The 11,151-nt window shown below is 70.5% G+C and carries 11 protein-coding genes; 6 read left to right on the top strand and 5 right to left on the bottom strand.

Annotated elements, in window-relative coordinates:
- On the bottom strand, window positions 1-1,289 hold a 1,289-nt coding region (locus tag Raf01_RS34910; RefSeq protein ID WP_203922362.1), incomplete at its 3' end, for an extracellular solute-binding protein.
- Between the two features lie 215 nt (window positions 1,290-1,504).
- Entirely contained in the window at window positions 1,505-2,215 is a 711-nt protein-coding gene (locus Raf01_RS50660) for a GntR family transcriptional regulator (RefSeq protein WP_275413119.1), read from the bottom strand.
- Between the two features lie 366 nt (window positions 2,216-2,581).
- On the opposite strand from Raf01_RS50660, the gene Raf01_RS34900 reads away from it, so the two are divergent.
- The 4 genes from Raf01_RS34900 to Raf01_RS34885 all read left to right on the top strand — a co-directional run bounded on the left by Raf01_RS34900 (window position 2,582) and on the right by Raf01_RS34885 (window position 5,834).
- A complete protein-coding gene (locus tag Raf01_RS34900) occupies window positions 2,582-4,015 on the top strand; it encodes a cellulose binding domain-containing protein (RefSeq protein WP_203922360.1) in 1,434 nt (477 codons plus the stop codon).
- A 172-nt stretch (window positions 4,016-4,187) separates the two neighbouring features.
- Complete coding sequence (locus tag Raf01_RS34895) at window positions 4,188-4,922, top strand: hypothetical protein (protein WP_203922359.1); 735 nt, start codon at window positions 4,188-4,190, stop codon at window positions 4,920-4,922.
- 77 nt (window positions 4,923-4,999) lie between these two features.
- Entirely contained in the window at window positions 5,000-5,410 is a 411-nt protein-coding gene (locus Raf01_RS34890) for a VOC family protein (RefSeq protein WP_203922358.1), read from the top strand.
- 43 nt (window positions 5,411-5,453) lie between these two features.
- Entirely contained in the window at window positions 5,454-5,834 is a 381-nt protein-coding gene (locus Raf01_RS34885; RefSeq protein ID WP_203922357.1) for a VOC family protein, read from the top strand.
- A 4-nt stretch (window positions 5,835-5,838) separates the two neighbouring features.
- On the opposite strand, the gene Raf01_RS34880 is transcribed toward Raf01_RS34885, so the two are convergent.
- The 3 genes from Raf01_RS34880 to Raf01_RS34870 all read right to left on the bottom strand — a co-directional run bounded on the left by Raf01_RS34880 (window position 5,839) and on the right by Raf01_RS34870 (window position 8,241).
- Entirely contained in the window at window positions 5,839-6,570 is a 732-nt protein-coding gene (locus Raf01_RS34880; protein ID WP_203922356.1) for a hypothetical protein, read from the bottom strand.
- Complete coding sequence (locus Raf01_RS34875) at window positions 6,567-7,136, bottom strand: RNA polymerase sigma factor (RefSeq protein ID WP_203922355.1); 570 nt, start codon at window positions 7,134-7,136, stop codon at window positions 6,567-6,569. The genes Raf01_RS34880 and Raf01_RS34875 overlap by 4 nt, the downstream gene beginning before the upstream one ends.
- A 133-nt stretch (window positions 7,137-7,269) precedes the next feature.
- Window positions 7,270-8,241, bottom strand: coding sequence for an NAD-dependent epimerase/dehydratase family protein (locus tag Raf01_RS34870; protein WP_203922354.1), 972 nt, complete (start codon window positions 8,239-8,241; stop codon window positions 7,270-7,272).
- 228 nt (window positions 8,242-8,469) lie between these two features.
- On the opposite strand from Raf01_RS34870, the gene Raf01_RS34865 reads away from it, so the two are divergent.
- Both Raf01_RS34865 and Raf01_RS34860 read left to right on the top strand, forming a co-directional pair.
- Window positions 8,470-8,841, top strand: coding sequence for a nuclear transport factor 2 family protein (locus Raf01_RS34865; RefSeq protein ID WP_203922353.1), 372 nt, complete (start codon window positions 8,470-8,472; stop codon window positions 8,839-8,841).
- An 82-nt stretch (window positions 8,842-8,923) separates the two neighbouring features.
- Window positions 8,924-11,143 carry a serine/threonine-protein kinase gene (locus tag Raf01_RS34860; protein WP_203922352.1) on the top strand — a complete coding sequence of 740 codons (2,220 nt, stop codon included), beginning with the start codon at window positions 8,924-8,926 and terminating at the stop codon, window positions 11,141-11,143.
- Window positions 11,144-11,151 lie beyond the last annotated feature (8 nt).

The following is an 11,151-nucleotide window of genomic DNA, read 5'->3' as shown; positions in this document are numbered from 1 at the left end:
TTGAGGGCCTGGCCCAGGTGGGTGTCGAAGTCCTTGGCCGCGGCGGCCGGTGTCTTGCGCCCGGTCGCGATGTCGCCGAAGAACGTGCCGATCGACTTGTCGCCCTCGATGGTCGCCCATCCCGGTGTCGCGGGTGTGGCCACGCTGTCCTTGGCCGCCGTGAAGAACGCCTGCGAGGTGGCCGGCAGCGACGCCTTGGCCTGGTCGATGATCTGGGCGGAGACTGGCGTCCAGCCGTCGATGCCGACCACCGCGTCCTTCTGCACCGTCGGGTCGGTGGCCGCCTTCAGGTAGGCCAGCGCCAGCTTCTGGTTGGCGCTCTTCGCCGCGATGGCGAGGTCCGACCCACCGAGGAAGACCGGCTGGTTCTTGCCCGGCGTCGCGCTGGGAAACGGGAACGTGCCGATCTGGTCCTTCATCGCCGGGTTGTCCTTGAGGATCGTGTTGATGCTGGTGTCCAGGATCGCGGCGGTCTTCCCACCGGCGAACAGCGCCGCCTGGTCGGGCGTCTTGTTGTCGGTGTTGCGCGAGGCGGCCGGCGAGTACGTGTTCTGGAACTGCTTCCACGCCGTCAGGCCCTGCTGCGCCGCCGGGCTTTCCAGCGCGCCGGTCCACTTGCCGCCGCTCTGGGTGGCGATCTGGCCGCCCGCGTCCCAGACGAACTGGACCGCGCCGTGCCAGTACTGGCCGGGGAGGTAGAACGCGGAGAAGTCGGCCGCGGTGTTCTTCGCCCTTATCCTGTCCAGGTCGGCGGTCAGGTCGGCGAAGCTGGCCGGTGCGGTCGTGACCCCGGCCTTGGCCCAGATGTCCTTGTTGTAGATGACCGCGCGGTTGCCGGCGAACAGCGGCGCGGCGTAGAGCTTACCGTCCACTGTGGCCGGTCCGACCAACCCCGACAGCCAGGTCTGGCCCGCGGACAGCTCCGCCCGGTGGCTGGTGATGTCGGCGAGGCCACCGGTCGCCGCGAACAGCGGAACGTCGGTGTTGCCGAGGTCGAGCACGTCCGGCGGGTTGTCCTGGGCGAGCGCTGTGCTGATCTTGGTGTTGATGTTGTCCCACTGCTGGATCTGCACGTTGACCGCCGCGCCGGTGGCCTGCTCGAACTGGTTGTTGATGGCGGCCACCGTCTTGTCGGTGAGGTCACCGTCCATGAGCCACACGGTCAGCGTCTGGCCCTTGCCGGATGCCGTGTCGGTGCCGGAGTTATCGGTGGAGTGGCTTCCACAGCCAGCGGCGGCGAGAACCACGCACATACCAGCGGTCAATGCAGCGATGGAGCGTGTGCGCACGGGATCCTCCTCAAAGAAGCCGCAGGTCATGTCCTATCCGTCGGCAGAGGATCGAAGCGCGCCGACGCCGGACGCGTGGCCCGCGACGATTGAGGAGGATGCTTGCACTTGACCAGTGGTCATGTCAATGGCGAGGATCCGGCGAGGTGGACAACCTCTGGTCAGGTTGGGTCGAGCGGACCGGCTCGGCCGGGCTCAGTGGGGTTCGGCGAGGCTCAGCCGGACTCGCTGTCGAAGCGCAGGTGCGTGGTGATCCGGTACCGGTCGCCCCGGTAGATCGAGCGCACGTATTCCACCACTCGCCCACCCGAGTCCCGGGTGGTCCGCTCGAACATGAGCGCGGGCGCGTACAGCGGGACGCCGAGCAGTTCGGCCTCGGTGGCGTCGGTGACCGTCGGCTCGATCGTCTGTACCGCGTCGGTGACCACCACCTGATATCGCACCCGCAGCAACTGGTAAAGCGAGCCGGACTCCAGGTCCTTCGGGTCCAGGCCGGGCGCGACCGCCTGCGGCAGCTGGATCTTCTCGATGGCCATCGGCTCGTCCCCGACCAGCCGCAGCCGGGTCACGTTCAGCACCGGCTCCGAGGGCGAGACCCGCAGCCGGTGCCCGAGCTGCGCACCGGCCGGCGCGACCTCGAACGCCATCACCCGGGACAGCCAGTTGCCCTCGGCCGGCGGCGCGTAGAACTCCGTCATCGTGGACGGGGTGATCTCCTGGGTCACCTTGTGCGCACTGGTGAACGTGCCCCGGCCATGCTGCCGTACCAGCAGCCCGGCCTGGGCCAGGTCGTCCACCGCGGCGCGCAGCGTCGGCCGGGACACGCCCAGGCGCTCGCTCAGCTCCCGTTCCGAGGGGATGAGCTCACCCGGCCCGCGCCCCTCGATGAGCGTCAACAACTGCTCGCGTACCCGGGCTCTCTTCACCCCGTCCTCCTCGCGCCGCGTCCCGCCGACCCAGACGACAATATCAGTGACCTGCGTTTTCTGACCACTGGTGATATTCATTCGCCGGGCCAGGAACGCCGTTGGTCATCAAATCCCGGGTATGCCCAGGCAGGTGCGTTCCCCTTGACATAACCATCGGTATGGTTCACTGTCCCTACAGGCGCGCCAAAGCTATTCACCACTGGTAAGGACCGAGGGGCGAGGGGCTGCCCCACCGGTCGTACCCGGCCCCGTCCCCGCTCGCCGGCGCCGCACCGCCGCGGCATCCACCCGACTGGTCCGGCTCGGCGCGTCTGGCGCCGCGCGACGACCCAGACCGGTCGCCTCTCCCCCGTCGGAGGATCAGTGCGCAAGAAGACGCTCGCGGCCGTGCTGGCCGCCACCCTCACCGGCCTCGGGCTGACCGCCCTGACCGCCACCGCGTCGTCGGCGGCCACCGGGGTCCACGTGCAGTACCGCACCACCATGACCGGCGCCAGCGCCTACGAGATCGAGCCGTGGCTCAACGTCGTCAACGGCTCGTCGGCCAGCATCCCGCTGTCCCAGCTGACGCTGCGCTACTACTTCACCGCCGACACCGCCGGCTCCTACACGTTCGCGTGCGCCTGGGCGGTGGTCGGCTGTGGCAACCTCACCGGCACCGTGGTCACGATGCCGACCACCACCGGCACCGCCGACCACTACCTGCAACTCGGCTTCACCGGCTCCGGCAGCCTCGCCGCCGGTGCCAGCACCGGGGACCTCCAGCTGCGGCTCTACCGCTCCGACTGGCAAAACGTGAACCAGGCCAACGACTACTCGTTCAACGGGAGCCTGACCAGTTACGCGGACTCCACGAAGGTGACCGCGTACCGGAGCGGCTCACTGGCCTGGGGCACCCCGCCGGTACCCGACGGCACCGGGGGCCCGACCGGCGGCCCGAGCAGCTCGCCGACGACCGGGCCGACCAGCCCGCCGCCGTCCACCGGAGCGTTGTTCGACGACTTCAGCTACACCAGCCCCAACGACGCCAGTTTCGCCGCCCACGGCTGGTCCGCGCGCAGCGGCGCGGGGGGCCCCGGCATCCTGGACAGCTGGAAGACCAGCGCGGTCACGTTCCCCACGGCATCCGGCAACACGGTGATGCAGCTGGCCGCGACGACCGACGGCACCAACGGCGGCACCACGCAGGCGGAGGTGGACACGACCGCGAAGAAGTTCTTCACCGGCACCTACGCCGCACGGGTGTTCTTCAACGACGCGCCCGCGTCCGGGCCGGACGGCGACTCGGTGAACGAGACGTTCTACACGATCACCCCGCTGCGTTACGACAACGATCCGCTCTACAGCGAGCTGGACTTCGAGTACCTGCCCAACGGGGGCTGGGGCGACACCGGTCCGAAGATGTACACCACGAGCTGGTACACGTACCAGAACAACCCGACCTGGGTCGGCGACCGGGTCTCCAGCAACGTGTCGGAGAGCCTGCAGGGCTGGCACAACCTGGTGATCCAGGTGAACAACGGGACGGTGGCCTACTTCATCGACGGCACTCAGGTCTTCACGAGTACCGGCAAGTACTACCCCCGCCAGTCGATGACCATCGACTTCAACAACTGGTTCATCGCCGGCGAGACTCTGGGCAGCGCGACTCCGCGCACCTACAACGAACAGGTCGACTGGGTCTACTACAACGCGGGCGGGATCGTCTCTCCGGCCACCGTGCAGGCTCAGGTCAACGCGTACCGGGCGGCGCACACCACGTTCACCGACACGGTACCGGCGAACAACGGCAGCTGACTCCACTGATGGCGAGCCGGTACCGGCGGCGATCGGGGCCGCCGGTACCGGCCGTCGGCCGAACGTGGGACGAGCACCGCCCGACCGGCCGATGTGGACAGTTCTTCCCACCGTTAGTGTGCTGCGGGCGCCGAGGCGGAACGGATCCGTTTCGACACAACGGGGAGCGACGATGCTGTGCTACGAGTGCGGGTACCAGGACTCGACCATCAACGGTCCGCACACCTGTTCCGAGGCCGACCTGAAGCGGGCCGCCAAGCGCCGCTCGGCCGGGGCGGCGCCTAGTGCTCAGTCGATGCACGACTCGTGGGTCTGGCCCGCGGCCTTCTGGGCCACCGTCGTCATGGCAGTCATCATCGCCGCGATGAACCTCGCCCGGCTCGTCGTGCTGTCCCGGGAGTACAGCGCCGTCAGCGGTCTCGGAGACCCGCCCACCGCCGCACAGATCGCCAACCTGATCAACGCCGACCACGCGGTTCGCGGCGTCGCTTCGTTCGGCTGGCTGACCTTCATGCTCTATTTCGTCGTGCTGGCCGTGTGGTCGGTCGTCACGAGGCGGATGATGCGGGCGCTGGGAGTGTCGCCGGCCGAGCTGCGGCACTGGAGCGGGACCGTGGCGGGCGTCGGCCTGGCGGTACTGCTCGTCGTCATGTTCGCCACCCGGCAGACGGCGGTGGCCACGAACCTGGCGTCGCTCCGCGCGGCCGCGCTCCGGGTGGTAGCCGGGCAGATCATCTATACCTTGCTGGGCATCGGGTTCGCCGGGTTGCTCATCGTCAAGGTGCGCGCACTGCGCGAGCGGCTGACCGAGCTGACGCGGGAGAAGGAGGAGGCTCGGCTGGACCGGGAGCGAGCGGCCGCAGCTCGGGCTCTCGCACCGGCCGCCGAAGGGCCGGCGGCTCCGTAACAAACCGTCCGCCGCGCGGCGCCTGGGTGACCTGGCGCGGCTGCGCCGGGTGCGCAGTCGCGGCTATTGTGACCGCCATGGGCCTCACCATTCACACGACCGTCCTTCCGCATGACGACCCGGACGCGTCCCTGGCCTTCTGGCGCGACACCATCGGCTTCGAGGTCCGCAACGACATCGGCGAAGGCAAGATGCGCTGGATCACGGTCGGCCCCGCCGACCAGCCCGGCACATCCATCCTCCTCGCGCCGCCGGCCGCCGACCCCAGCATCACCGACCACGAGCGTCGCACCATCGCCGAGATGATGGCCAAGGGCACGTACGGCTGGATCATCCTGGCCACCGCCGACCTCGACGGCACGTTCGAGCGAGTGCAGGCGAGCGACGCCGAGGTCGTCCAGGAGCCGACCGAGCAGCCGTACGGCATCCGCGACTGCGCCTTCCGCGATCCCGCCGGAAACCTGATCCGCATCCAAGAGGACCGCTGAGCCATCCAACGCGAGCGACGCGGCGGGGATACCGTCGTTCCCGGTGAAGTCGCTGTGGGGTTACGGCGGCGGCGTACAAGCCCCGGACGGAACGATCGTGACGGTCGCGTCCTCGTCGAAGAAGGACACCGGCCCGGCCACCGGGCAGATCGATGCGTTCGTGCTCCAGCTCGGGGTCGTGGACGTCCCCACGAGCAAGCGGTTCTACACCGATCGCGGCCTCACCGTGGCCAGGAGCTTTGGTGGCAGGTACGTCGAGTTCGACACAGGTCCCGTCAAGCTGACGCTCAACAAGCGCGGTGCCCTCGCCAAGGCCGCCGGTGTCTCCCCCGACGGAACCGGATCGCACCGGTTCGTGATTGGCAGCGACGCTGGGCCTCTCACCGACCCGGACGGGTTCGTGTGGGAGGCCGCATCGCGTTGAGCGGCTAGTGCGGTGTCGGCAGGGCCCCTGCCTCGGGCCCCGCCAGGCAGGGCGGTACCGCGGAGACGACCACCGGCCGCACCAGCGATGTCCGGCCACGTGGCCCGGAAAGGAATTCATATCCGATGACGAGAGTGTCGCCGGACGGGATCCTCGACGGCTGGATGTCGATAGACACCTCGCCTCCCCGCAGCTCATAGGTGAGCGGCAGTTTCGCTTTCTGCGCCGCCCTCTGCTCGGCCGTGGCGTCGGACGGAAGCTGAAACGCGGCGTCGATCGCGGGCTGGGTCGCGCACCGGCGTTCGGGCACCATGTGCATCACCAGGGTGTTCGCCCGGGCGCGGATGAGTTCGGCGTTCAGCTTCGCGGGATCCTTGAGCTGAGCCAACCGCACGGTCACGTAGACCGAACCGTCCGGGCCTTTGTCCACGGTGTACGCCGAAGCCGGCTGCCCAGGTGACCACGGAGCGACGACGGCCAGAGCGCTGACGGCAACGATCGCGGCCGCTCCAGCCGCCCCGATCGCGACTCGTCGCCCGGCCGTCGAGAATCCGGCGGGCGGCCGTACGAGTTTCTCCGTCACGACCTTCTCTGTCACGGCGTTCTCGGTCACGGCCTTCTCGCTCAGGACGCGGTCGAGCATCGCGCGCGCGCCGGGGCTCTGCACGTCGGGCCGCGCGGGCGCCGGGTCGGCTGCGCGCAGCCGAGCGAGAGCGCTGTCTGTAAGTTGGTTCATGTCCGGGTGCTCCCTTCGGAAACAATGGAGGGCAAGGCCGTGCGTCGTGTCGGCTGGTTGCCGGGGTTGTCGTCGGCCTGTAGCCGGGCGGCGAAGCGGCGCCGGGCCCGGTGCAGGCGCACCTTGACCGCTGTGCGGGTACAGCCCAGGACCGCCGCCGCCTCGGTGACGTCCAGCCCCTCCCATTCGGTCAGCCGCAGAACTTCCTGGTCTATCGCCGACAGTTGGGCCAGCACCGCTCGTACCCGCAACTGCTCGCTGACCTGGCCCGCGTGGTCCTCGACCCGAGCGTCGTCCGGGACACCCGCGACGGCCGAGAGCCGGTCCCGCCTGTTACGCGACCGCAGTTCGTTGCGAATGACGCCCCGTGCCGTCGCGTACAACCAGGCCCGGGGATGATCGGCCGGTATCTCGGCGAACCGGCGCCAGGCGACGAGGAACGTACTGGAGACGATGTCCGCAGCCACGTCGGCGCCCACCCGGCGCGCGGCAAAGCGCGTCAACTCCGCGTAGTGGGCGTCAAACAATTGCTCGAAGCGCCGCGCGGCCGCGCCGTCAGGTCTCATACCTGGGAATGTCCGCCTCCGCCATATCGGTTACCGCGATCGGGCGGCAATCATCGCCCACCCACGTCTCCGTGGTCGGCGCGACGCTTCCGGCGCATCGGCTCACCCGCCGCGGCGAAGCCCGGGCCCGGGTTCAGCTCCAGGCGCTCCCGATGATTTCGTCGAGATCCGAGTGGGTCGGCACCCAGCCGAACTCCGTCATGAGCCGGCGGGGATCGGACACCAGGGTGTGCGGTTCCGGCTTCGGCGGGAGGTGTTCGACCGGTACCCGCCGGCCGGTGACCCGCTCCGCCGTCGCGATGAGCTCCCGGACGCTGACGCCACGGCCGGTCCCGACGTTGTAGACCGCCCCCACCCCCGCACCCGCCCCCGCGCCGGTCGCCTTCGCGCCAGTCGCCCCCGCACCGGTCGCCTCCAGCGCGAGCCGGAACGCCGAAGCCACGTCGAGAACGTGGGTGAACTCCCGTACCGCTGACCCGTCGCCGTTCACGCTCACGTGCGGCAGTTCGCCCCGCACCGCCCGCAGGACGTTGGGGATGATCCGGGTCGGGTCGGTGTCCGCGTACCCGTCGACCGCCCCCGCCACGTTGAAGCACCGCAGCGTCACGGCCGAGATCTCACCCGTCGCCGCGTGGTACCCGATCAGCTGCTCAGCTGCCACCTTCGAGGCCCCGTACGGGTTCTCCGGCGCCGGCGGCAGGTCTTCGCTCAGCGCGCCGGTGCGCTGCGACCCGTACACGATGCTGGTCGACGCGAACACGACCCGCACCGGCCGCTGGCCCACCGGCCCGGCCGCCTTGACGGCTGCCAGCAGGTTGACCGTCCCGCCCAGGTTGACGTCGTAGTAGGACAGCGGGTCGGCGATCGAGTCCCGTCCCCGGATCAGCCCGGCGAGGTGGCAGATCCCGTCGTACCGGCGGTCGGCCACCACCGCGGCGATGCGGTCGCGGTCCCGGACGTCTCCCTCGACAAGGTCCGCGCCGGCCGGCGGCTCGACCCCGCCCGTGCCCCGGCTCAGCACGTCGACCCGGTGGCCGGCGCTCACCAGCTCGCGCGCGACGGCCCGGCCGATGAAGCCGAGCCCTCCGGTGACGAGTACCCGCATCAGTCCCCCCTACTCGGCCCGCGCCCGGTGAAACGACGCCATGGGCACATGATCCCCCATCCGGGGCGGCCGTCCGCGCGGGGACCGTGCACGGCTCCGCATCGCGCCTTCGGTCCGGCACGACGCGCCGCCGGATGGATGCTCAGCGCGCGCCGAGCACCAACCCGACGTTCATTCGTTATCCTCGATAGAAATGCGAGCGGGACGCATCAGAGACGGGGAGCCCGAATGAGCCGTGACGTCCGTGCCATCTTCGCCGACATCGACTCCTTCGATCCGGACAGGTTCGTGGCGCATCTCGCCGACGACGTGGTGTTCCGGTTCGCCAGCGCGGAACCGGTCATCGGCCGGGCCGGCGTCAAGGAAGCGGTCACTGCGTTCTTCGCGACGATCGGCGGGCTGACGCACCACATCCTCAACGTCTGGGAGGTCGGGGACACCACGATCACGCAGATCGACGTCGAGTACACGCGCCTGGACGGGGCGCACGTCACCGTACCCAACGCCGACATCATCACGTTTCGCGGTGACCTGGTGAGCCACTGGCTCATCTACATCGACCTCGCACCGGTCTTCGCCGACCCACCCACCGCGACCTGAGCGGGCCGACGGCAGGGGCGCGCGAGGTACCGCGGATATCTAGACTTGGCGGTATCCCAGACGCCTTCGGGAGGCTCCCGCCGTGCCGTTGTTCAAGAAGGCTCCGCAGCCCGCTCCGGCCTCCGCGGGCGAGGCCATCGCCGGGTACCACGACCTCCAGCGCATCGGTCGTGGTGGGTTCAGCGTCGTGTACCGCGCGCGGCAGGACGAGCTCGACCGCGTCGTCGCGCTCAAGGTACTCTCCGTCGAGTTCATCGACACCCAGGTGCGCAAGCGCTTCCTGCGCGAGGTCCAACTCACCAGCAGGCTCACCGGGCACCCCAACGTGGTCACCGTGCTCGATTCCGGGATGAGCACCGCCGGCCGGCCGTACATCGCGATGGAGTACTTCGAACGGGGCTCGCTGCGCGACCGGCTCGCCGCCGAGGGTCCGTTGTCGCTCGCCGAGGTGCTGCGCATCGGTGTGAAGGTGGCCGGCGCGCTTGCCGCCGCACACCAGGAAGGTGTACTGCATCGCGACGTGAAGCCGCAGAACATCCTGGTGTCCCGGTATGGTGAGCCGGCCCTGGCCGATTTCGGCACGGCCCGGCTCACCGACGCGCTGGACGTCTCGTCCCGCACCGAGGCGCTCACGCCGTACCATGCGGCACCGGAGATCCTGCGAGGCAGCACGCCGTCCACCGCGTGCGACGTGTACAGCCTGGGTTCCACCCTGTACCAGTTGCTCGCCGGCCGCCCGCCTTACCAGAGCGACGACGGCGGCATCGCGGCGCTCCTGTTGCGGGTGCTGCGCGACGATCCGCCGCACATCGCCCGAAGTGACGTGCCGCCGGTAGTGGTCGACGCGATCCGGCACGCGATGGCGAAGGAGCCGGCCGACCGGTACCCGGACGCGTGGAGCTTCGCCCACGCGCTGCAGCGGCTGCAGTCCGACCTCGGCCTCCCGGTGACCGAGCTGGCCAACGCCCCGTCGCTGCCGGCCGATCAGGTCCGCCCGGCGGCGAGCCCGTTCGCGGCGCCGTCCGCGACCGCGATGACACCCGCGGCGACACCGGTGACGGCACCCTCAGCGCCACCCACAGCGGCACCGCAGACCGGGAACGCGCCGGGAAACGATCCGGCGCGACCCGACCCGGCGCGACCCGCGCAGGCGGGGGCTGGCGGCGTCGGACCAACGACCGCGGTGCCGGGCGGCACAGTGTCCGGCAGCACAGTGTTGGGCAACGCGGGGCCGAGCAGCGCCGGGCCAAGCAGCACCGGGTCAAACAGCTTGGCGCCGGCCGGCGCCGAGCCGGGCGTCGCGGCGGGAGGTGCGGTCGAGCTACCGCGGCAACTCCAGGCGCCGAGGCCGATCCCGATCGAGTTTCCGCCGCCGCCCGACCAGGTGAGCATGCCCGGGTCCGGGTCACGGGCCGGCTCTCCGACCCACGGCGGTCTACCGATCCCCGGCGGCCCAGCGATTCCGGGCGGCCCAGCGATCCACGGCGGCTCACCGACCCAGAGCGGCTCACCGATGCACGGCGGCTCGGCGATCCCGGGCAGCTCAGCGATCCCGGGCGGCCTCGTTCCCGGCCCGCCGCTGGCCGGGCCGGACGCCGAAGAGACCGGCGGCACCAAGGAGTACACCGCCGGGGACCGGCCCACCCAACCGTCCGGCGTCCGCCTGCCCGGCGCGGGACATCCGGGCCCGGGACAGCCGGACGGTGCCGACGTGGCGGCCACCGCCCCGGCCGGTGCCACGCGCCGCAGGCGCTGGCCGATCACCGTGGCGGTCGGCGCCCTCGTGGTGGTCGCCGTACTGGCGCCCGTCGTCATCTCCGGCCGGCACTCCGGCTCGGACGGGACGCGGAACGTGGTCACCGGGCAGCCCACCGGGCCGGCCACAGCCGCGCCCAACGACCAGGCGACCGGTCAGGCGAGCACTGGCGGCGTCGGGGCGGGAGCCGGAATCGGTACCGGCGGTACCGCGCCGGCTCCGGGCGCCACCGTCAACGCGGACACCCTCAAGCCGACCGGCCTGGCGGTGACCATCGACGCCGGAAGCTCGGTGACGCTGCGCTGGACCCTGGCGCCGGGGACGGCCACCGACAACCTGTACCTCACGGTGACCCCGCGCGACCCCGGCCGCGGCCCGGAGATCCTGAACCCCGGCATCACCTCGCACACGGTCACCGGGCTGAACCCGGCCACCGGGTACTGCTTCCAGGTCGGGCCGATCCTCACCATCGGCGTCGGCCAGGACGGCAGCACGGCGCTGGCGACGGTGTGCATCCGCGGCGCGGTCGCCTCGCCGGCGCCCTGAGCCGGAGG

It is taken from the genome of Rugosimonospora africana (assembly GCF_016862975.1).
GTDB lineage: Bacteria > Actinomycetota > Actinomycetes > Mycobacteriales > Micromonosporaceae > Rugosimonospora > Rugosimonospora africana.
This window is presented reverse-complemented; position numbering and strand designations above follow the sequence as displayed.

Bases quoted from the DNA above. Each gene is read 5' to 3' on its own strand.
- Raf01_RS34895 (WP_203922359.1), top strand. From the start codon at position 4,188: ATGCTGTGCTACGAGTGCGGGTACCAGGACTCGACCATCAACGGTCCG.
- Raf01_RS34890 (WP_203922358.1), top strand. From the start codon at position 5,000: ATGGGCCTCACCATTCACACGACCGTCCTTCCGCATGACGACCCGGAC.
- Raf01_RS34870 (WP_203922354.1), bottom strand. From the start codon at position 8,241: ATGCGGGTACTCGTCACCGGAGGGCTCGGCTTCATCGGCCGGGCCGTC.
- Raf01_RS34880 (WP_203922356.1), bottom strand. From the start codon at position 6,570: ATGAACCAACTTACAGACAGCGCTCTCGCTCGGCTGCGCGCAGCCGAC.
- Raf01_RS34875 (WP_203922355.1), bottom strand. From the start codon at position 7,136: ATGAGACCTGACGGCGCGGCCGCGCGGCGCTTCGAGCAATTGTTTGAC.
- Raf01_RS34865 (WP_203922353.1), top strand. From the start codon at position 8,470: ATGAGCCGTGACGTCCGTGCCATCTTCGCCGACATCGACTCCTTCGAT.